General features: G+C 38.7%; 13 protein-coding genes. All 13 read left to right on the forward strand.

Annotation, left to right across the window (positions count from 1 at the left end; all coding sequences use genetic code 11):
* The first annotated feature begins 1 nt into the window (after nucleotide 1).
* Complete coding sequence (locus ACRD69_RS19930; RefSeq protein ID WP_430816898.1) at nucleotides 2–649, forward strand: response regulator transcription factor; 648 nt, start codon at nucleotides 2–4, stop codon at nucleotides 647–649.
* A 31-nt stretch (nucleotides 650–680) separates the two neighbouring features.
* Nucleotides 681–4,064 carry a PAS domain-containing protein gene (locus ACRD69_RS19935; protein WP_430816917.1) on the forward strand — a complete coding sequence of 1,128 codons (3,384 nt, stop codon included), beginning with the start codon at nucleotides 681–683 and terminating at the stop codon, nucleotides 4,062–4,064.
* A 20-nt stretch (nucleotides 4,065–4,084) separates the two neighbouring features.
* Entirely contained in the window at nucleotides 4,085–5,236 is a 1,152-nt protein-coding gene (locus ACRD69_RS19940; RefSeq protein WP_430816899.1) for a hybrid sensor histidine kinase/response regulator, read from the forward strand.
* Nucleotides 5,237–5,380: 144 nt separating this feature from the next.
* A complete protein-coding gene (locus ACRD69_RS19945; RefSeq protein ID WP_430816900.1) occupies nucleotides 5,381–9,979 on the forward strand; it encodes a PAS domain-containing hybrid sensor histidine kinase/response regulator in 4,599 nt (1,532 codons plus the stop codon).
* A 12-nt stretch (nucleotides 9,980–9,991) separates the two neighbouring features.
* On the forward strand, nucleotides 9,992–12,592 hold the full coding sequence (locus ACRD69_RS19950) for a response regulator (RefSeq protein ID WP_430816901.1): 2,601 nt from the start codon (nucleotides 9,992–9,994) through the stop codon (nucleotides 12,590–12,592).
* A 137-nt stretch (nucleotides 12,593–12,729) separates the two neighbouring features.
* Nucleotides 12,730–13,839, forward strand: coding sequence for a methyl-accepting chemotaxis protein (locus ACRD69_RS19955; protein ID WP_430816902.1), 1,110 nt, complete (start codon nucleotides 12,730–12,732; stop codon nucleotides 13,837–13,839).
* A 180-nt stretch (nucleotides 13,840–14,019) separates the two neighbouring features.
* The gene (locus ACRD69_RS19960; RefSeq protein ID WP_430816903.1) at nucleotides 14,020–16,659 is read left to right on the forward strand and encodes a PAS domain-containing sensor histidine kinase; all 2,640 of its coding nucleotides are present in this window, start codon (nucleotides 14,020–14,022) and stop codon (nucleotides 16,657–16,659) included.
* 27 nt (nucleotides 16,660–16,686) lie between these two features.
* Nucleotides 16,687–17,334, forward strand: coding sequence for a response regulator transcription factor (locus ACRD69_RS19965; RefSeq protein WP_430816904.1), 648 nt, complete (start codon nucleotides 16,687–16,689; stop codon nucleotides 17,332–17,334).
* A 475-nt stretch (nucleotides 17,335–17,809) separates the two neighbouring features.
* Complete coding sequence (locus ACRD69_RS19970; protein ID WP_430816905.1) at nucleotides 17,810–18,331, forward strand: chemotaxis protein CheW; 522 nt, start codon at nucleotides 17,810–17,812, stop codon at nucleotides 18,329–18,331.
* A gap of 12 nt (nucleotides 18,332–18,343) precedes the next feature.
* Nucleotides 18,344–19,045: a hypothetical protein gene (locus tag ACRD69_RS19975; RefSeq protein ID WP_430816906.1), complete on the forward strand. Its 702-nt coding sequence runs from the start codon at nucleotides 18,344–18,346 to the stop codon at nucleotides 19,043–19,045.
* A 143-nt stretch (nucleotides 19,046–19,188) separates the two neighbouring features.
* Entirely contained in the window at nucleotides 19,189–21,090 is a 1,902-nt protein-coding gene (locus ACRD69_RS19980; RefSeq protein ID WP_430816907.1) for a methyl-accepting chemotaxis protein, read from the forward strand.
* Between the two features lie 1,172 nt (nucleotides 21,091–22,262).
* Nucleotides 22,263–23,507 carry a DUF4407 domain-containing protein gene (locus tag ACRD69_RS19985; RefSeq protein WP_430816908.1) on the forward strand — a complete coding sequence of 415 codons (1,245 nt, stop codon included), beginning with the start codon at nucleotides 22,263–22,265 and terminating at the stop codon, nucleotides 23,505–23,507.
* A gap of 73 nt (nucleotides 23,508–23,580) precedes the next feature.
* Entirely contained in the window at nucleotides 23,581–24,108 is a 528-nt protein-coding gene (locus ACRD69_RS19990; RefSeq protein WP_430816909.1) for a chemotaxis protein CheW, read from the forward strand.
* The last annotated feature ends 173 nt before the right edge of the window (nucleotides 24,109–24,281 follow it).

Genomic DNA, 24,281 nt, shown 5'->3' on the forward strand with positions numbered 1-24,281 from the left:
AATGAAAGAGGTGCAAATATTTTTAGTAGATGATCATCGTATCTTCAGAGAAGGAATGAAAAGCTTAATTGAGATGGAAGGCGTTGGTAAAGTATGCGGGGAAGCCTCCAACGGAAAAGAATTTTTAACTGCCATTGAAGATAATGTTCCTGACTTAGTATTAATGGATATATCAATGCCGGTGATGAATGGTATTGAAACAACAAAGTTTGCTGTTGAGCGCCATCCTGACATAAAGGTGATTGCTTTATCAATGCATGGTGATGAAGAATATTATTATAAAATGATCGAATCAGGCGTTAAAGGTTTTCTTTTAAAAGACAGTGGTATTAAAGAAATCGAAAGGGCTATTGACTCGGTTTTAGATGGCGATAGTTACTTCTCGAATGAATTATTAAGGAGGATCATTACCAATATTAACAATCCTGATAAGAAAGAGGTGGCTAATACATCCGATCTGTCAAAAAGGGAACAGGAAGTTTTAGTTGAAATATGTAATGGTTTAACAAATGATGAAATAGCAGAAAAACTCTTTATCAGTGCACAAACGGTAAAAGGTCACCGAAGTAATTTGCTGTCAAAAACCAATTGTCGTAACAGTGCCAGTTTAGTTATGTATGCAATTAAAAATAAAATCATCGAACTTTAGTAATAGTCGTTAATCTAATTTTTTTGTGCAGATGGTAAATACTGATATTCTAACCCGGTGGAATACACAATTAAAACTGATCAACCAGGTTATTGATTGTGATTATTCCTGCATCATATCAAAGCAATCGCAAAATATAGAGATAATTAGTGAGGCAAAAACTAATGGCGTTAACAGTAATTATCAGCAAGAAATTTTAGAAATAATTGGCAATCATGTTAAAGGCTTTGATCTGACTGACGAACTTCGTAGCTGTATTGTTAATAATTTATCAGCTGGGTTCTTGTTGGACATTAGGCCCGTAAAAAAAGACTGCTCTTCTCAATGGGGGTATTTAATTCTTATTAGTAGTAGTGAAAAAGACCTGGCACAAGACGCAATGGAAGTGCTCGATACCATGACAGGTAATTTTTGCAATGATCTGAAGCTGTTGTATAATTCATCCACAACTCAAAAAACTTTCGATCAAAGAACAATGAATTTCCTGCTTGAATCCATGAATGGTGTTCCCTGGCGGATGGATTTTAAAACCAATGAATTTAAATATGTAGGAAATGAAGGAGAACGGATTTTAGGCTATAACCATGCCGATTGGCCCACATTTGAAAAATGGGCCGCATGTATCCACCCAGATGATAGAGAATGGGCAACCAATTACTGTTATAACTGCAGTGTACAGGATCTTGATCATGTATTTGAGTATCGCCTGATACAAAAGGACGGGAAGATTATCTGGGTGCGCGATATTGTTATTGTTAAGCGCGATGAGAATAACGACATCGCCGAGTTGGTTGGTTTTATGATCAATATCACTCACGTTAAGGCCAATGAAGAAGAGCAAAAAGTAGCCAATGCCCTGCTCGAAAATGAAAAGCAGCTTCTCAATAATTTTATAGACTCCATCGAGGCTTTTGTTTTTATGAAAGATGTGGAAGGCAGATGGTTAAACGTCAATGAATACTACACAAAATTCTATGGTGTGCCTAAGCATGAATTATTAGGGAAAACACTGGATGGTTTTGTGCCTTCAAAGACCGCAAGTCTGCTCAGAGAGAAAGAACAAGAGGTAATAAGAAATAAGGTTGCAGTTAACTTTGAGTATTCATTAAATGATCAAACCGGGAAAGAAAAATGGTTTTATGCCTCGTATTTTCCAGTGTTGAATGATAGAAAGGAAGTTGAAAACCTGTGTGGTACCTCTGTTGAGATCACAAAGATCAAAGAACTGGAGCGTGAGTCACAAAAGTTAAATCAGCAGTTAGAGTTTCTATTAAATGTAACCAATACCCAGCTTCTCATTATTGATGAAGACCATAACATTATTTACAATAGTATACAGGGAGAAGGTTTAAATGAAAAGTGCTATGTGCATACGAAAGGTCAATTAAAAATCTGTGCAGATTGCCCCATGCATATTTCGTCAGTTGGAGAAGTATCAACCCAGTACCATAGCTCACAAAAGGATAACAGAATCAATTACCAGGTAACGACATTTCCATATATAAACAGCGATGGCAAAAAGAACATGGCAATGGTTCGTGTGGATATTACCGACCGAATTGAAATAGAAAATAAGATCAGTTTGCTCAATCAGCAACTGGAATTATCAATGTTAACCGGTCGCATTGCATTCTTTGAATATGACCTGAAACAAAATGAATTTGTAACCAATAGTCACGTCAAAGATATTATAGGAATTGAAATTGACCGGGGTATTGAAAAAGAGTGGTTGTTATCTCGTATTCACCCGAGTGACCTGCCTGTTTTAACAGATCAGGTTGTAGCACTGACTCATGGAGGACTGGCAACCAATGAAATGGAATTTAGATTTCTGGATGCCCATCAAAAGTACTTATGGCTGAGTGTACATATAAATAAAATTCAGGGAGAATCCACTTCTGTATCAGGTATTATTCAGGATATTACCCGTCATAAAGAGTTACTGATTGAGCTTGAGATAGAACGGAAAAAGTCAAGGGCTGCCAATGATGCAAAGACGAACTTCATTGCCAGTATGTCGCACGAAATAAGAACCCCAATGAATGCAATCCTTGGTTTTTCTGATATAATGAGTAAAAACCTGCAGGATTCGGTCTATAAAAATTACCTCAGGTCCATAAAAACAAGTGGCAAACTCTTATTGTCACTGATCAATGATATTTTGGATGTTTCAAAGATAGAAGCCGGTAAAGTAATTCTGAAATATGAGCCGGTCAATATAAAGAAACTGCTGGTCGACCTGTCTGAAACACTCAGGTACAGTGCGAATGTAAAGGGTTTGGAAATGACTCTTATTCATCCGGATAATCTGCCTGACAGACTTTATGTTGATGAACTCCGAATGAAGCAGATCATCTTAAACCTGATGAATAATGCTGTAAAGTATACCAATGAGGGTAGTATAAACATCATCTATTATTTCAATAAGAAGGACGGGCAAAAGCAAGGTGATCTGTTTATTACGGTTGCCGATACCGGGGTCGGCATTAAAGCAGACAGGCAAAAGGCCATTTTTGAGCCGTTTGAACAGGAAGGAAAAACCATTAATAAACATGTTCAGGGAACAGGTCTTGGTTTATCTATAATCAATAAACTGGTAAAACTGATGAATGGATACATAAGCCTCAAAAGTAAAGAAGGTGAAGGTAGTCAGTTTACAATTCACATTCCCGATATAGCCTGTGATGATATTGTTGATGAGCAAGCGCCTGTGCAGAATAATAGTGAGGTTATATTAAGTGAAAAATCAGTCTTAATTATTGATGATGTGGAGTCGAATCTGGATATTCTGGAACTTTTATTAGTCAATCTGGGATTGAAAGTAGAAGCAGTCAACAATGGTAATGATGCCTTGAAGATGATTGAAGAAGGACAGTTTGATATAATGATGTGTGATATCAATATGCCTGATATGAATGGATTCGAGGTTCTGGAAAGAGTGAAGCAGCTTGATGAAAAAGAGGAATTAATAAATATTGCTGTTACTGCATCTACATTGGACCAGGAAGTTGAAGAAATAATGAATGCCGGGTTTGATGATATACTTACAAAACCAATATCTGAAGAAAGCATAGTTGATGTTATTGGAAAGTATTGCATAAGTTCTGCAGATAATACGAAGCAAGTGAATGTTCCTGATGAAGAACTGACTTTTCATAAGGAAGATGGATTAAAACTATATAAGTTATTGGATGATAAAACAACGGAAATCTGTGAGCGCTTAAAACAACGTACTTCTACTTCTGATCTAAAGGCATTTAACCAGGCTTTGGAAGAGTGTACCCAAATGATACCCATTCATTTTGTAATGAATTATCAAAAAGAGGTTGACATAGCCATTAAATCATTCGATTTTGAATCTATCCAGAATCTGCTGAATAATTATGAGTCTATACTAAACAAGCTAATTAACTAATTACCGATAACAACAGACAAATGACCAAATCTAATTATAAAGTTCTCATTGTTGATGATAATCCTAAAAACCTACAGGTATTAGCTAGCCTTTTAACAGAGAATAACTACACTATCGAAGTGGCTTTAAATGGATCAGATGCCATTGCCTGGATGCAGGATCAGCTCTTTGACGCTATTTTACTTGATATCATGATGCCGGGTATCGATGGCTTTGAAACCTGTAAGCAGATAAGACAACTGACCCATTGTAAAGACATTCCAATAATATTTCTTACAGCTCGTGAAGATATTGAGAGTATTACAACCGGATTCAGTGTTGGCGGCAATGACTACCTGACCAAACCTTTTAATCATGAGGAACTACTGGTCCGTTTGGCTAATCATATTGAACTGAAAGAGTCACGAAGGAAACTGGCAGATCTTAATGAATGGCTTAATGAAGAAGTAGATAAAAAAACGATTGAACTAAGGGAAGCCAATGAGAAACTTAAGCGTTTAGATGATTCTAAGAATGACTTCCTCAAATCAATCAGTCATGAAATAAGAACCCCGCTTAACGGCATAGTTGGGTCATTGAATTTGTTAAAAGGTTATTCAGAAGAATCCTATTTCACCGAAGTGATTGATCTCCTGGATCGTTCAGTCTCCAATCTCGAAAAATACTCTTACGCAGCCCTTCAGATTGCTAACCTTCAACTAAGAGGTAATACTCAGCTAAACCATCAACAGGTCGATTGGGGGGTAATTATTGGAGATTGCATTAAACAATTATCTGTTAAAGCCGAGGAAAAAGAAATTGTGATTGAATACAGAAATGAGGAACCGGCCATCGTTAAGGCCGATTTTCAATACCTGCAATCTGCAATGGAGGCACTAATAAACTCAGGTATCATCTTTACCGATTCCGGGCAGATCAATATAGATATGTATAGGGATGAAGGAATGTTGGTAATGAAAATGGAAGACACCGGAAGTTTATTCAATGGTCATAATGTTGAGCATTTTTTCGATTCAATTAATAACCAGAACTACAACTTTGAACGAAACAATGCCATGGAATTGTATCTGGCGAAAATTATTATCGAGGTACATGGTGGTACTTTACTTTTTAATAATAAAGAGGACAATAGTGGTGTGATTACAAAGGTTATGTTGCCCGAAGTAAGCTGATTATCATCATATTGGTTTTAGACATGTATCCATTGAATTGACAAAATAATGCCTGGGCTGATCTTATCAGTTAATAGGGAATGGTACTCGTATAAGTTGAATATCATAAAGAATCGATAGCTCAAAAATAAAGGATTTGCCGGAATGAAAGAATTACAAGAACGAATACAACAACTTGAGCAGGAGAACAAGAAGCTGGAATATTCTCTGGGACGTTATCAACAGTTTTTCAAATTAAGCGCTGAAGGAATTCATTTATGGCAATTTAAAGAGGCTATTTGTTTAGATAAAAGTGATAACGAGCAGGTAGAGTTATGCCTTAAAAATATGATTTTATCAGATTGCAATCATGAATTTGCAAAGGCTTATGGTTATGATGGAATCGATCAGATTATAGGATTAACACTTGTTGAATTATTAAGGGATGAAGATTTAGCCAGAACTTTAATCCGCAACCTGGTTAGCAGAAAATACCGATGGATCAATTTTCAAACGAAAGAAACTGATATAATAGGCAACATCCTTTATTTCAGGAATAATATAGTTGGCGAAATAGAGGATAATAACCTGCATTACCTTTGGGGTACTCAAATTGATATAAGCGATCAAAAAAGAGCATCTTTTGAGTTAGACAGACAGGAGGAACTTTACCGTTTAGCGGTTAAAGCTGGCAATGATGGTGTGTGGGACTGGCAGTTGGAATCCAACGAGGTCTATTTCTCAGCACGTTATATGGAAATGCTTGGTTATAAAGAGGGTGAACTGCCGGGTAAGCTGAGCACATTCGAATCTCTTTTATATCCTGAAGACCTGGAAAGAGTACTCGCCCAGGTGAAAGAGTACATTAATGGTGAAAGCCATACATACCAGACAGAATTTAGAATGCAGCATAAAAATGGCCACCTGGTCAATATCATGGCCAGGGGGTATTTAATGCGCAATGAATATGGAAAGGTATATCGGGTGGTTGGAACCCATATCGATTTAACAGAGCGGTATGAGATGGAAAGTAAGTTACGTCAGCAGGTTGACGAAAATCTTTCGCTCTATGAAGAATACCGGACTATTAATGAAGAGCTGCACAAAAAAAACAATGACTTGTTAGCCATTGAAGAAGAGCTTCGTGCTAATAATGAAGAGTTGTATTGTACCAACGAACAGCTGGCCGAAAGTGAAGATAAGTACCGGGCTCTGTTTGACAATATGAGTGAGGCTTTTGCTTTGTATGAAATAGTGCTCGATGAACAAGGTACGATCATGGATTATGTGACGCGTGATGCCAATAGTATGTATATTCATTATATGAACAGGAGCAGGTCTGAGGTAATTGGCTTGAAGCACAGTCAGATGGTATCAGATTCTGAGAAGCTGGATAAAGCATGGCTGCAATTGATGCAACAGGTTGCCCATGAAGGTATATCGGCAGGGATAGTTCGCAAAGCGCAGTACGACGGACAATATTATGAAGGCAATTTATATTGTCCTAAAAAAGGCTTCGTAGCAGCTGTTTTTCACGATATAAGCAATGATGTGATGGCTCATCGTGAAATAAATAACATCAGAAAGCGCAATGAGTTCATTATTGAAGGAACCAATGCGGGTACCTGGGATTGGAATACTCAAACTGGTGATCTGGTTATCAATCAACGTTGGGCCGAAATAATTGGTTATTCTTTAAATGAGTTGGAGCCAATCAGCATCAAAACATGGGAGGATCATTTACATCCCGATGATTTGATGCATGCCAGGAAGAAGCTGGATAAATTATTCAATAAGGAAATTGAAAACTATGATGTTGAGTTTCGTCAGAAGCACAAAGAGGGACATTGGGTCTGGATTGAATCAAGGGGAAAGGTTGTTGAATGGACGATTGATGGAAAACCTCTTCGTGTAAGTGGTGTTCATACCGATATATCCAAGCAAAAACAAGCGGCTCAGGAACTTAAAGAGCAAGAGGAACTGTTCCGTCTGGCCATTGAAGCGTCAAATGATGGTATCTGGGACTGGAACCTTGAAACGGATAAGGTTTTTTGGTCCAAACGTTACAAGGAAAATATTGGATATAAGGAAGATGAGTTAGATGCCAGTTTAGATAATCTGCGTGCTTTGGTTCATGAAGATGACATTGATAATGTCCTGTCTTCAGTATATGAGTATATCAATGGAAATAAGGAACGCTATAAAGTTGAATTTCGCATCAGACATAAAAAAGGACACTATGTGCCTGTTTTAGCCAACGGATACCTGTTAAGGGATGATAACGGCAAAGCTTATAGGATTATTGGTAATCACCATGACCTGACAGAGCGCTACGAGTCTCAAAAACGCTTGCGTGAACAGGTTGATGAGAATTTATCATTGTATGAAGAGTATCGTGCCATTAGTGAAGACCTGCACCAAAAGAACAATGACTTACTGGCCACTGAAGAGGAGCTAAAAGCTAACAATGAGGAATTATACCTGACCAATGAACGCTTGGGCAACAGTGAAGAACGCTACCGAAGCTTATTCGATAATATGAATAATGCCTTTGCTTTGTATGAAGTCATTTGTGATGAGTCCGGTAAGATTATTGACTATAAGCCGGAAGATATTAATTCTGTTTACCTCGATTATTTGCAAAAAAGTAAAGAAGAAGCTTTAAATCTAAGGGAAAGTGAGCTGATTCCTGGAAGTGCAGGCCTGGAGAATGAATGGCTTGAGCTGATAGAGCAGGTGGCATTGGAAGGGATTAGTGCCAAGGTGGTGAGAAAAGATCCATATAATGAAGACTATTATGAGATCAGTTTATACTGCCCGCGTAGGGGATACTTTGCTGCTATCTTTAAAAAGATCACTTCTGATGTAACTTCCTATCGTCAGATAGAGGAATCAAAACTTCGAAATAACTTTATTATTGAGGGAACCAATGCAGGAACCTGGGATCTGGATATTGAAAGAGGCAGGTTCATAGTCAATAAACAGTTCCTGAGCATACTGGGTTTGTCTGAAGATAAACTGATTATACCCGAAGAAGAACTTCGCAGTTTAATTCACAAGGAGGATATTGGCAGGGTTCAGGAGGAGTTGTATAAAAATTATACCCGCCAATCGGAGTGCTATGATGTGGAGTATAAGACCTGGCATCAAAAAGGGTATTGGTTCTGGATAAGCTCCCGTGCCAAAGTAGTGCAGTGGTCGCCTAATGGCGATCCGCTTCGAATGAGTGGCATTATCATTGATCTGACAGAGAAGAAGCAGGCCGAAATGAAGTTGCACCAGAAAATGATAGAATATGAATGCTTAAACGAGGAGTATAAAAAGGTCAATGAAGAGCTTGAGCACAGCAAAGAAAATCTGGAAGAATTAGTTGAAACAAGAACAACAGAGCTTCAATTTGCCAAAGAAAAAGCAGAACTGGCCAGTAAGGCAAAAAGTGATTTTATAGCCAATATGAGTCATGAACTAAGAACTCCCCTGAATGCCATTTTAGGCTATGCCCATATCCTTCAGAAAGATGTCAATATCAATCCTAAACAGCAGAAAAATCTTCTGACAATTCATCAAAGTGGTCAGCATTTATTGGATATGATCAATGAAATACTGGACTTTGGAAAGATGGATGCCAAAATGCTGATCCTTGAAGAAGATGTGGTCAACTTGTCAGATCTGATACAGGCCGTATTGGAGATCATAAAAATTAAAGCCGAAGAAAAACAGCTCTACCTTAATTACGAACCGGCCCTGAATGTTAATTTACTGATCAGGTTAGATGGCAGGCGTTTAAAGCAAATATTATTCAACCTTCTTGGAAATGCTGTAAAATACACTAATGCAGGAGGGATAACGCTTAAAATAGAAATTTCAAAGGGTATTGAGCCCCGGCTTGAATTAATTGTTGCTGATACGGGCATTGGAATTAAAAAGGAACATGTAGATAAAATCTTTGAACCTTTTACCCAAAATGATAAGACAAATAAGTACATAGAAGGAACAGGTTTAGGATTACCAATAACACGAGAGTTAATTAACCTGATGGGAGGTTCAATTAACCTTACTTCTGAAGAGGACAAGGGCAGTATATTTAAAGTCAGTTTACCCATAGAATTTGTTGGTGACTATGTACTGGATAAACCATCGAACGAGGCTGATGTGATTGTTGGATATCTGGGAGAACGGCAATCCGTATTAATTGTTGATGATAACCAGGCCAATGTAGCCTTACTCAAGGATTTCCTTAATCCCTTGGGTTTCAACATCTGCTTATCTTCAGATACCAATGAAGCATTGAAGGTATTGGAAGAACAGGTATTTGATTTGTTGATCCTTGATTTTATGATGCCGGACCAGGACGGCCTTGATTTGTTGCGGGAATTACCTTTAAAGCGTCCTAAGGTATTGGGGGTTTCAGCAACCCTGACAAGTATGGGTAGACGTAAGATCTTTGAGAATCAATGTGATGCCTTTTTGCCAAAACCGATCGACCTTAAAGTACTTTTAGGAAAAATTGAGCATCTATTACCTATTAAATTAAAGTACAACAACGAGGTAGTAGAAGAGTCGGGAGATGTTCTACTTCCTGAAAATGAGTTGCTGGAATCCATCAGGCACTTCGCTATAGTAGGGGATTTCAATTCCATCGAAAAGATACTTGAAGAATTAAATACTGAACAATACTCTGTATTTATAAGTAAAATTAACGATGCCATTGTCAAATATGATGATGATGCTATTATTGAATTGTGTTCAATGTCATTGAATTAAATAGTGTTGAAGATGAATGTAAATGATAAAATACTCATTGTTGATGATACACCGTCAGTAATTGATATTATTAGAGAGATTCTTATCAGGGCAGGTTATGAGGTGGCAATAGCAACTTCAGGCGAGAAAGCTGTTTCGAAGATAGATGCCATTCAACCAGATTTGATCTTAATGGACATCATGATGCCTGGTATGGATGGTTATGAAACATGTAAAGCCATTAAATGCAACCCAAACCATGTTGATATTCCCGTCATCTTTGTGTCTGCTCTAAGCAATACCTTCGATAAGGTAAAAGCTTTTGAAAGCGGTGGTGTCGATTATATACCGAAACCGATCAATGATGAGGAGCTCTTAATGCGCATTGATATTCATTTAAAAAATGCAAAATACAGAGCCGAAATTGAACGTTTAAATAAACAACTTGATAAGAAAGTTAAGAAACGTACCCTTGAGCTTCAGGCGTCCAATAAGCAGTTGATAAATAAGAATATAGAATTGAGTCACCTGTCGGAAGAATTAAAAGCGGGAAAAGAAAGCCTGCAGATGGTTATTGAGAGTGCTTCGCTGGGTACCTTTGAAGTTGATCTGACTACCAGGCATATTACCTACAATTCCAGGGCAGCCACCATGATTGGTTATTCGGAAGATAAGAGAGAAGATGAGGTTGATTATTGGGTGAACCTGATCCATAAAGATGATGTAGGTCCTGTAAATGATGTTCTTGATATAGAGAAATCCCGAACCAATCCAGACTTTAATCTTTGCTATCGAATTTTGCATTGCAACGGTCATTGGATATGGTGTAATGTAAAAGGCAAAGTAATTTATTCGGTAAGGAACGAACCAATAAAGATCAATGCCATCATTATGGATGTGACCGAACAAAAGGAGTTTGAGTCCGCATTGGCTGATAGTGAAAAGAAATTCAGAATATTATCCAATTTCACCAGTGAAGGTATCTTTATTCACAAAGAGGGCATTATCGTTGAATGTAACAATACATTTGTGAAAATGCTCGAAGAGGACTCAAAAGAATCCATTATTGGTAGTCCTGTTCCAATTGATAAAGTATTACCAGCCTACAGAGATACGGTTATTCAAAACATGAAAAACCAGTATGTGGGTATTACCGAAATAACCATTGAGAAAAAGAATGGAGAACACAGGAATTATGAATTGGAAACCAATGTTATTCACTATATGGGTGAAAACATGCGCCTGGTGGCCCTCCGAAACATTACTGCTCAAAAGCAAGAGCAATTATTAACCCAAAAACGCCTGTCGCTACTGGAGTTATATCCTGAAGTTAGTTTAGAAAAACTCCTGCTGGTCATTCTCGATGATCTGGTGGAGATCACTGCTTGCCAGGCTGCCATTCTGTTACCTTTTAAAGAAGCGATATATTACAGTACAATTCAAACATGGTCAAACTCAGCGTTAAGCCTTTGTGCCTCACATAATGAAGGTGTTTATTTATCAAAGGATTTTAAAAAGTACACTGACAGATGTCTGGAAGAGCAAAAGCCGGTTATTATTAACAATTCCGATGCATCATCCGGTTTTACCCATAGCTTGTTGTATCCGGTTATCAGGTCAGGCCAGGTGGTGTCTATCATGCATTTTTGTAATAAAGAAAACGGATTTACTCATGGTGATATTTTACTGATCGATCGCATCATTGATTGGTACAGAGAAACATCTGAACGTAAACGAACCGAGCAGGAGCTGCAGTTAAGTGAGCAGCGATTTGAAAACATTTTCAAAAACAGCTTAACGCCCATGTTACTCATTGAGCCGTCAAGCGGAGTAATTACCAATGGGAATGAGGCAGCAGGTAAGCTTTATAACAAGACGACAGAACAACTGATTGGAAGCTATTTCTACAATCTGAATAAGAGCTCCCGGCGCTCTACAATACAAAAATTGCAGGAAGTGGTAAAAGGGAAAAATACCAGCTTTAGGTTTGTACAGCAGGCAGATGGTGAAAGAAACATTCATGCAGAGGTGTTTTTTAGCTTGATCAAAGGGGTACAGGGTGATGTGTTATTTTCAATAGTGATTGATCAAACCAAGGAATTTGAATCAAAAAATGAATTGCTGAAGGTGAACCGGCGATTAAAAGGATTAGATAACATTGTACACTATAATGCATCATCTATTAATGCTTTGCTTGATTATGCAGTTGATGAAGTAAAGCAATACACCTTAGCTAATCGTGCCTGTCTTTTTATGTACCAAAAAACGAGTAATGTTTTTGTATTAAGTAAATTTGATAAAGACATTAAGCTAACACATACTTTCAACAGTGATACGGAGGCTCAACAAACCGGTATTCTTAGCAGAGCTGTAGCTCAAAAGAAAATCATTATTGACAGTGGCGTGTTTGGAAATGAAGAATTGAGCAAAATCAAAGAGGATAACTCCCATTATTTTACGGCAGCGATTCCTGTTGTATTTGAAGATCAGGTGGAGGCGGTAATATGGTTAGGTCGCCAAAGTCATGCTTTTGAGCACTTTGAATTGGAGCAGGTGAGTTTGTTGTTGGAGACAACCTGGTTATTGGTTGAGAAACAGCAGCTGCAGGAACGTATGGAGGCTATAAGTTCATAAATATCAGAACATAGAATTGCTATTGGCCATCTGCTAATACCCTACTTTTAGGTTGGTTAAAACGGCTATTTATTGGTATAGTAGATGTGTGGGGCTACGCTATATTTGCAAAGTATTTAATTTATAGCAATTCACCCATGAATGATCTACTGTTGTTAGCACTTTTGTTAATTGCCAATTTGCCTGTATGTTATATTATTTTAAAGGCCATGTTCAAAAAGTCATTTTTGACCAATGTATTTTTTGCCGTTACGGTCTATGTTTTATTGATTCTTTGGCTGGGGGTTTACACTGGTCAGGCAGGATTGAAAGCATTGTTCTGGACATTGCCGATGGCCTATATTGTAGGTTTATCCATGTACCAGGTTATTAAAACCAATGTGCAGAAGCCGCTGGAAGATGCCATTGCCAATCTTAAAAACGTGGCAGCCGGCGACCTGACCATTCAGGCCAGTCGCTCAGCTAAACAGGACGAACTTGGGAATTTGACGAATTCTATTTCTTCTTTAGTATCTAATTTAAAAACGACAATTGCTGATATCACAAATGGAGCCAAACAATTAGCCCATGCCAGTAATGAGGTTCGAAGTACCGCGAATCAACTGTCGGAAGGGGCAACAGAACAAGCTGCTTCTGTCGAAGAGGTTTCTTCAACCATGGAAGAAATGGCCACCAATATACAACAGAACAGTGCCAATGCCAATCAGACCGGTTCTTATTCAAAGGAAGCTAAAGAGGGCATTCACGACGTGTCAGTCAAATCAGATCAGGCAGTTAAAGCAAACAGCACAATTAAGGAGCGCATTGAGATCATTAATTCAATCGCAGATAAAACCGATTTGCTGGCCATTAACGCTGCCGTAGAAGCAGCCAGGGCAGGTGAGCATGGCAGGGGATTTGCTATTGTTGCCGGTGAAGTGCGCAAACTGGCTGAGACCAGTAAAAGAGCAGCTGATGAAATTGTTGAGCACAGTGAGATTGGCTATCAGACTATTTCAGATGCAGTGGAGACCTTAAATAAGACGACTCCTGTTGTTGAAAAAACATCTGAGTTAGTAGAGGAAATAGCAATTGCCAGCAGTGAGCAGGCACATGGTACGAACCAGGTAAATGAGGCCGTTCAGCAACTAAATCAGATTACCCAGCAAAATGCTTCATCATCTCAAAACCTGGCTAAGTATGCTTATGAACTCGAGCAGCAGGCGCAACAGTTAAACCAATTGATCTCCATCTTTAAGATCAGGTAGAATAACTGAAGAGTATTGGTGACAGATTTTTTAAAAGGTTATATGAAAACACATATAGCCTTTTTGTACATGCCGATAAAGAACAGATAATAACAACGTCATGCTTATTTACGATCATCATCTCAATGACGATCAGAGAATTGAATTAAAACACTTAAGGGCGCAATTAGAACTTTATTAATGCAGATACTGGTAATTGATCAAAATACAACAGAGCGTGAATTTATTGTCAATAAATTAGAAGAAGCAACACCCTGTAGAATATATGAATCAGATAAATGGCATAATATTGATTTGCTGATCAGCAAGTATTCCATTGATCTGCTTATTGCTGCAACCGACTCCTGTTCCATTGACATCGTTAATAAAGTCAAAGCGCAATATGCTTCTGTTCAGATAATTCTTATCTCTAATATATGCAATACGCACGAGGCAGTTGATGCCATTAAGGCGGGAGTTTACGATTTTGTATTAAAGAATAATACAGGGATTTCCCGCCTGATTAAGCGGGTATGGGAGGTGGAACGGCATATTAATGCCAAAAAGAATATACCATCAGTCATTGCCAGTGAAACCGGGATGCTAACCTGTCAGAGTCAGGATAACCTGGCGGGTTTTATGGAACGATACCGTCTCTTTTTTAAGCACATGGTTAACGGTGCAGCATTGTACAAAGCTGTAGTAGGAGCCGATGGTGATATAGTTGATTTTGTTTTAAAAGAAGTCAACCCTTCATTCATAAAATTTACCGGTCTTGATGAAACACAATTACAAAATGTCAGCTTAAGTGACATAATGCGTAAATTGGAAGACAGCAGTTTTGAAAGCAAATTAAAGAGCTATGCCAATGTAACTAAAACAGGCATTAACGAGGAGTTCATACATTATTCAAAAGGACTGAACAGGTACTTTAAAGTGTTTGCTTTCAGACCTTGTGCGGGTTACCTGGCATCCATAGCCGAAGATGTGACCATGCAACGCAATATGGAAGAGCAGTTAAGGGAACAACGCCGTAAAGCACTCAATATTATCGAAGGCACCATTGCCGGCACCTGGGAGTGGAATATTAAAAGCGATCAGATACAGATCAATTCTTTCTGGAAAAAGCGCCTTGGCTATGAGCATAATGAACTTTGTGATCTAAACCGAAGTCAATGGGAACAATTGATTCATCCCGAAGAAAGGGAGGCGGTAGTTAATGTTGTTGATCGCTTTATTAATAAGGAAATCGACCATTTTGATGTGGAGTTTCAACAGCAACGAAAAGATGGCAGCTGGTTATGGGCCAATGCACGGGGTAAAATAGTTGAACACAACCTGCTGGGTAATCCGGCTTTGGTTGCAGGAACCTTAATTGATGTTTCAAAGAAAAAGCAACTGGAGCTTCAGCTACAGGAAAATGAACAGCGTTTGCAAACCATCTTTGATCATGCGCCTGCCACTATGTTTGTTGTTAATGGTAAAGGAAAAGTACTAAAAGTAAACCAGACGGCCATTGAGTGCAATGACTTTTCCGATGTACATGTTTCAAGCCTCAGAAAGGGTGATATTGTGCAATGTGCCAATGCCAGATCAAGCGTAGAAGGCTGTGGCACAACATCCTTTTGTGCCGATTGTGAACTGCGAACGTTTTTATTGCATACAATTAAACCCGACAGTCAAAAAACCTCACATGAAATTTCTTTGTTGGTCAATAGCCAGGGGAAACTGGAACGAAAATACTATTTAGCCTCGGCCTCGCTGTTATCAGACTATACAAAGGAAAACTATTTAGTGACCCTGGTTGACATTAGTGCACAAAAGAAAACGGAACATGCCCTTGAAGAGAGCAATGCCAGTTTTAAGCAATTGTCCGAACAATCCTCTGAAGGTATTATCATTCATAAGGGGGGTGTTATTGTCAACGCCAATGAGGCTATCTCAAATATTGTCGGTTACAGTAAGGAAGAAATGCATTTACGTGCAATAAAGGGAGGCGTGCCCGAAAAATACCATGGGCTGCTTGACGTATCTATATCTCAGGATGTAACGGATACCTTTGAAATAGAAATCATTCACAAAGATGGTTACCTGATTCCGGTTGAGGTTAAGTCGCGTTGGGTGTCACTTGAAGATAATGACTTGCGGGTGGCTACAATAAGAGATGTGAGAGAGAAGAAGCAATTACAGGAGAATATTGCGAAAGCGGCTATTAAGGCAGAGGAAAAAGAACGACAACGTTTGTCACAGGAGCTGCATGATGGATTGGGGCCTTTGTTATCAATGACAAAAATGCTGAATCAGGCCTATTTAAAGACGATCAATCCCATTCAGCGACGAAAACTAAGCAGTCAGTTAAATGCTAATATTGAAGCGGCACTCAAGCATAACTCTGAATTATCAAGAAACCTGTATCCTCAATTATTAAAGGATTTTGGCTTGGAATCTGCCGTTGAGCAAATGCTGAAGAATATTAAAATTGCATCGGGTATAAAGTGTTTCGGAGCGTTTAATATTAAGAGCCGTCTGCCCCAGGTCATTGAGTTTACTTTCTATCGTATCATTGCTGAATTGATCAATAATACCATTAAACATGCCAATGCCTCCTGTATCAATATTGAAGTTAACGAACAAGCCAATGTGGCTGTTTTAAGTTTTTATAACGATGGGCATGTCTTTGATTTCGATACGATTAAAGAGGGACGAAATGGTATGGGCCTATTTAATATCTATAACCGGGTCAAAGCCCTGAACGGTAATATTGCTTTTGAGGCAAAAAAAGAATTAGGTATATCCTATACAATTGAATTACCATTAAATTTAGATAACTTGAGTAATTAATTCACTCATTCTAAATAGTACCTGATAATGAAAAAAAGGATTAAGATAGCAGTTGTTGAAGACCAGGAATTATTTCGTAATGGTATTATTACTTTGCTGAATGGGCAGAGTAATATGGAAGTGGCCTTTGATTGTGGCAATGGCGAAGAATTTTTACAGCAATTAGCTAAAATTAAACCGGATATTGTGTTAATGGATATTTCAATGCCGGTGATGGATGGGAGCGAAGCAACACTGAAAGCTCTTGAGATGCATCCCGATTTGAAAATCATTGTATTATCTATGCTGGACCAAAAGAATTACTACGCCCGCATGATAAAATACGGTGTCAAAGGTTACATTAACAAAGATGTTAATTTAACAGACCTGTTTGATGCCATCGAAGAGGTGAATCAGGGTGGTCTGTACTTCTCCCAGGATATTATGCGTCAGCTCGTTTTGGATAAAGAAGTTGGTCAGGTACCAAATAATTACGACCTGACTGTTAATGAGTTGTCAGCCTTGGGTATGATCTGTACGGGACATACCAATAAAGAAATTGCCTTGAAAATGTGTTTAAGTATTAAAACCATTGAGAAATATCGAAATACACTGATCAAAAAAACCAGGGCACGTAATACTGCTCACCTGGTGATGAAAGCGATTAAAGAGGATCTGGTTTTGATTGAAGGGTAAAGCTAAGGCCTTTTGTAACCAAGGATGTTCCCTTTTGAAAGGCACAACTGCTTAACTATTACAAAGGAACCTGAATGAGTCGCACGAAGCCACTCAGAATGTAGTGATCATTTAAGTGGTTTTCAGCAAACGTAAATACTTCCAATTTAATAGATTCATAGTTAAAGGTTCATGATCAAATGAGGTTCATGAACCTTTTTTTTTAGGTAAACTCAAATGGCCTGTTGCTCCGCTGCTAATCAATTAGCAGGTAGTTTTTAAATTGTTATTTCGGCTTGGAGTAACCCAAAAGGGTTGGTGAAAAATACGCCTAAAGTCTTGCCAAGTCCATCCTATTTGGCGATAACGCTTAAGAGTTATGACCGTACTTTTGTAGAGAATTAAGGAGCATTAAGTCCAAACAAGTCTACTAAATCGGGATTTAAGAGGCTTCTGGAATAATCATAAGGATATAACACATTAGAATTCAGTAAATATGACAGACCAGCAGATCAAATCATATTTGACATTCCGTCTGAAAGGTGAGCTATTTGCCATAGGCGTTGATAAAGTATTGGAAATAATAGAGACGTCAGAAGATCATACCATCACTAACCTGCCAAAGGCTCCTGAGGCCGTTGAAGGAGTAGTTAACTTCAGAGGTAATGTGATTCCTGTGGTGAACACACGCCAGAAATTTGACCTTGATAATTATGAAGATCAGGAGCGTTTTGTTGTCATGGTATTGAACCTGAACCTTGGGGGCGAAGAACACATTGTAGGTGCCATGTCTGACAAAGTGGTCGATGTTATTGAGATCATGGAAAAGGATATCCAGCCGGTACCAGAAGTAGGTAAAGGTTATAACTCTGATTATGTATCGGGAGTGGTTTACCGCAACGAAGAATTTGTAATGGTACTCGACATTGAGGCGGCCATTGATTCTGATGAGATCATACAGATCAAAAATGAAGAGGAGGAAGAAATTGTTACAGATGAAGAGGCGATCAACGATTAATTGCTACCGGTTTTGAATCAGTTACATGTAGGTCGATGCTTTGTTTCTATTGCCTTTCTGTTGATAGGAGTGCAGCTATCGGCAGAACATATCAGCGCTAAAGCCGGTTTGATTTCTCAGGATGTGAAACATGGTACTGCTTTAAGTCGGCATAATCCTGTTTTACAGTTGGAAATAGAAGGTCATAGTCAAAAGTTCTCTGCGGGACTGTTTACCGGGTATGCCAGCAATGGAGAAGCCAGTCAGCTTGATCTGTATATAAGATATCAACCCATGGAGGCAATCATTTTAAAGCTGGCCAATGAGTATAGAATTGGTTACCAGGCGAGCCGGGTTTTTGATTTCGACGCTTCGAAAACAGGGCAGTTTATCAACCTGGAGGCCGATGTTTTATTGACCAGAAGTATTGGTTTTATGGCCGATGTTTATTTGTGGGAATATAACACTTTCAACAACACATCAATTAATACGTATTCAACTTACCTGGAATTGAATCATACAAGCTTCTTTGGAGAGAATACATTAAAATTTTTTGCAGGAGCAACGCCGGCACCAGGCTACTGGGCCAGGTCAGCTGCTTTTGTTAGCACGGGTTTTCAATGGACGAGAGACCTTAGTTTAAATAGCTATGGACTGCCTGTCTTTGCACAAATGGTATTGAATCCCGATTCAAAGCAATTATTTACCATTGTTGGCTTATCCATTACAAAATAGGAGAGAATAGCTATGGTGGCTCCTGCAGCCAGGGTTAATTAAGGATAGAGAATTGCTTGAATGAATAAACTATAACACTACCTGTTTAACTATAAATAATCAACAAATTTACAATTAACAATCAACGATCAATCAACACGATTATGAATCTAAAAATTACGCAAAAATTACTATTAGGTATTGCTGGCCAGGTTGTCTTTATTGGCTTGCTCATTATTTTTGCATTGATGTTTAATTCCAGGTTAAGTTCAATCCTGGATGGTACAAATGATGGTTTGGATAACCTGAATGAGATGGGGCAGTTAAATACTGAAATCATCAAATACCTGAATGAAGAAAAGTCCTTATCTGAATTAAAAGGCGATTTATCTTCTGCCAATCAAAATGCCGACGATAAAGAGTTATTGCTATTGGTTAATGGTATTGTTTCAGAACTGGAAAGGGTTGAGCAAAACCGAATAAGCAATGCCCGCATCGAAACAGACTATTATAATGCAACCAATGCGGCTAAGTCACAGTCCGATGGTTATATTGAAATAGTTACTGATCGTTTAATTGGAGAGACAACGAGAGCGGGAGTATCTTCTTTGGAACGTAATGTGCTGAAGGGTGCCAAAAGTGCCTCGGACCTGAACTTTCAGTTGCAATTGTTATTTGAAGAACTGAAAGATGATATCAGCACTAAAAATCAGCTCCTGGGTGTATTGGATCAGTTTAAAGCTAATGTAGCCAGGGATTATGAGGCATTAAGGAATACCAAATTTGTTGATATGGTGCTTCAGGCCGGTGAATCCAATAAAATATTGATGGACCTGGCGAATCGTTACATCGAAAACGTTGAGGAGATCAATGAGATCAAAGACAAGCTGGAAGGCGGGATGATACGATTTGAAGCCCGCGTGGGTGAAGAGAGCATGAATACAATGACGGATGCCTTTGGTGATTTACGCTCATCAATAACTACTTTGTTTACCATCCTTTTATTGATCTCTGTTGTATTGATCATTGTCAATTACGCAACCACGCGCTTAATGGGCTTTGTATTTAAACAATTGAACATTGACCTGCGTCGCATTGCCGATGGTGATTTAACCCTGACTATACCAGAAGGATTTGATACACGTAAAGATGAGATTGGTGATTTCGCCCGCTCTGTGGGAAGTATCTTAACCAATTTAACCAATATTGTTGGGTCTTTTAAAACCGGAGCCAATAACTTCAGAACAGCCAGTCAGCAGTTAAGCGCCAATGCCAATGAAATATCAAGCGGAGTAAATGAGCAGGCAGCATCAACTGAAGAAGTGAGCTCGTCAATGGAAGAGATGGCAGCCAATATTCAGCAGAATACAGAAAACGCTGATCAAACCCGTCAGATATCAAGAGAAACCAGCCAGGCAATGGAAGAGGTTTCTGTGGCCTCCGATGAAAGTGCTCATTCGGTTCGTAACATCAATTCACGCATTAAAGTGGTGGTTGATATTGCAGAAAAAACTGATCTGTTAGCCATCAATGCTGCTGTTGAGGCAGCACGTGCCGGTGATCAGGGTAAAGGATTTGCCGTGGTGGCAGCCGAAGTGCGTAAACTGGCAGAGAGAAGCCAGCTGGCAGCCCAGGAAATTGTGGAACTGACGCAGAAAGGAACACAAGCCACCGAGCAGTCCAACGAGCAATTGAAGGCCTTATTACCTAAAATCAGGAAAACGACTCAACTGGTGGAAGAAATTTCAACAGCCAGTCAGGAACAACAAGTCGGAGTAGGACAGGTAAACAATGCCATGCAGCAATTAAGTATGGTAACGCAAAAGCACTCATCAGCTGCCGAAGAAATGGCTGGTAGCTCTGAAGAGATGGCTCGCCAGGCGGTTGAGTTAAATGAAGTGACCAATTTCTTTAAGATGACAGAGAAGAGTAGTTTTGGAAATGGATTTCAGGCAAATGTGCAAAGGGAAATTGCAAGGCCTGAGATCAGAAAAACCAACCATCAGCCAGTGATTGATCTTGAACTTGATGAAAAAGCATTGGCAGATGAATATGTAAGTATTTAATATCGGTTATTTGTTGTAAAGAATGAGGCGCCTGTTATTTAGTGGGCGCCTTATTTATATCACGACATTCTGAATAGGTGAAATACTATACTGAAAATAGTAATTCTACCCTGGCAGACTTAGGTTTTTATATTTGAGCAAACACATCAGGAGCATTACTTTTGCTACTACCATAGAAAACCTGAAGACGATGTATTCGTTAGTTTAATTGATCTATCTGTTTGTTTAACTTGTTTTCCCGTATGATTAGATCCCCCTTATTCTAATCACATCCAGAGTTATTCAGATAGTAAAGAGGCTGTTCTCCATGAGCAGCCTCTTTCCCTTTTATCTTATTGGCACCTCGATAATTAAGACATAAGTATTCTCAATCGTTCCAAGGTCAAGCCTGATATTATTATACGAAAGCCACTCTTTGTTTGTCAGCCGATGTATAAATTAATCAAACATACTTTGTACTGTGGGGTTATTTTTATATATTGGATTAGATTAGTTTCTAACTACTATTGCTAATCGGGATTCCAACAGGGTGGTACTGGTAGGGCAGTGTCACCTTTTTACCAGAGCTTATAGCCTTTGTTCAATATTAAAAAAGGAGATGACCTTAATTGAGGTCATCTCCTTTTCCATTCAATACAATAGTATTCTGAGATTATGATAGTCTGAAAAATGAAATCATATTTCTGAGCTGAATGGCTTGTTTTTCCAGATCAAGGGCATGATTAGCCAATTCTTCCGATGAAGAGGCATTTGGTATGGGGTGTAACAATAATATGTCATTGTCCTAAAAAAGCCTTTAGCCGGCAATGGATGCATTTGTGGACCGGACGGGTTAAATCATGAAATGTCGCTCCATTACCTGCTAATGATATTACTATAATTAAAAGAGATTATTAAGGTATTATTCTATAGTAATACTGACTTCTGAACTGCAAATGTATACAGCCTGTCTTTAAAACTTATATGAAAAACTCATATTGAGGTAAAAACGGTACATTTGGGGGGTGTGTTATAGGGTTTTTATGTAGTTAAAGGCGTTCTCTTTTTTGGCAACTTTGTATTCTGAAAGTTGATGGGATAAGAGCTGGGATCTAAGATCTTGATCAATTCCATTTTAATAAACAGTGCTCTGAAGCAGGGTTTATATCTTAATGATAATTAGTAGCTTGTCCATGTCAGAATCAAAAGAGAAGGTTATCAATAATAAAGAGCAGTTCACAGTACTGCAAAAGCTGTTTTTCTGGACCTCGGGTGTCAACCTGGATATTTTGAGAAAAGTACCACTTGAAAAAAACAAGTTCTTCGGTATTGGGGGAACTATTTTTTTTACAGCAATGATGGCCGCCATGGCGGGAGGTTATGCCTGTTACACTGTGTTTCAATCCTACTTATTGGCCATGGTATTTGGCGTGTTTTGGGGAGCTCTTATTTTAAACCTTGATCGATACATCGTTTGTACCATTCACTTTTTTGATAAGGTCAATGCCCGAACCCTATTCTCAAGGGTGATGCCGCGTTTAGTTATGGCTGTATTCCTGGGAATCATAATTGCTGTTCCCCTGGAGTTGAAGTTATTTGAACGGGAAATTAACCTGACACTTCAGGAAGACAGGCTGGCTAAGCTGGCTCAGCAGGAAGGTAATGTGGATGCCTTATTTAGTGAGGAAAGGAAACGACTGCTGACAGAGCTGGATACCATAAAACAGCAAGAGATAGAGAGAAGGAGGAATATTAAAGCTTTGCAGCATCAAGTCAATATTGCTTACAAAATATATATGCAGGAGCTGGATGGCTCTGGAGGCTCCGGTAAAAAAGGTTCAGGCCCCATATACAAGGAAAAGAAAAAGGAATATGAACGATTAGAGCAACAGTTACTCAATTATGAGCAGGAGAACAGGAGTGAAGCTGTCAGGCAGCAAAAACGAGTTAGTGTTCTGGAGGATCGCTTAAGTGCCAATAAAAAGATGAAAGAGCAGCGATTGGCTCAATTTAAAGTCTCAATTGCTTCAAATAACGGACTGGCAGCGCGGATAATGGCATTGAGTCGGTTGAGTGAAGAAAACAGCTCCGTAATGATAGCCAAATGGCTGATCAGTTTATTGTTCATATTCATAGAGGTGGCTCCAATGTTGTTTAAGATGATAACACCCAAAGGACCGTATGAATATATGCTGCATCGCAAACAAACTGAAGTAGTCCTGGACGAGAAGTGGGAGCTCAAACAAATTGAATTGGTTTATCACAATAAGGAAAAGCTGTATGAGGCTAAAATGAAGAATGAATTGCAGGAAGCTTTAAAGGCTGTAAAAGTCGAAAAAAATAAGGATACAGATAATAGGGAGAGTGATCCGGAAGCAAGCAATGCTCAACTGTCAGTCGAAGAAAAGGATAAAATCAACCAAAAAGTATTGGTGTAAATCAGGATAATAGGGGGGTGGATAGTATTGATATGGCCACTATTTTTGTCAAATAACATTAAACCAGTGTAGCATGAGTTCCAATAAGATCCAATCATTTCTTACGTTTCAGTTGTCGGATGAGCTATTCGCAATTAGCGTGCATAAGGTACTAGAGATCATTGAGACCGATGAAGAACATACCATTACGCCTTTACCAAAGGCTCCTCCTACTGTTTCAGGTGTTATTAACTTCAGGGGTAATGTAATACCTGTTATTGATACGCGTATGAAGTTCGATATGCCTGCGTACAAAGAGGGGGAGCGATTTGTTGTAATGGTTTTAAACCTTCAGATAGGCGACGAGAAACATCTTGTTGGATGCAAAACAGATAAGGTGGTTGATGTTATTGAAATTGATTCAGAGCTTGTCGAGGATGTGCCAGCGATTGCAAAAGGATACAATTCCGAATTTATTGATGGTGTGGTAAACAGGAATAGTCGCTTTGTAATGCTATTAAACCTGGAAGAAGCAATTGGATCTGAAGATATTGTTTCACTGAAAAAGGACGAAACAGAAGTAGAGGAGTTTACCGATGATATAGCTGCAGATAATTATTAGTTGTGATTTGATAAATAAAAAGGGGGGTGCTGCGGTTAAGATAATTACTCTCCCTTTTTTTTACCAGTATAAGAAAATGAGTAGAAGTTGGGAAATATAATTTGGGTAAGTTGAATTGTGATAACCGGAGGGAAAGGGGTTCGCTGATCCTCCGGTTACTTTTTAAAACGTAT

The sequence above is a fragment of the Carboxylicivirga agarovorans genome (assembly GCF_050589845.1).
GTDB classification, from domain to species: Bacteria; Bacteroidota; Bacteroidia; order Bacteroidales; family Marinilabiliaceae; genus Carboxylicivirga; species Carboxylicivirga agarovorans.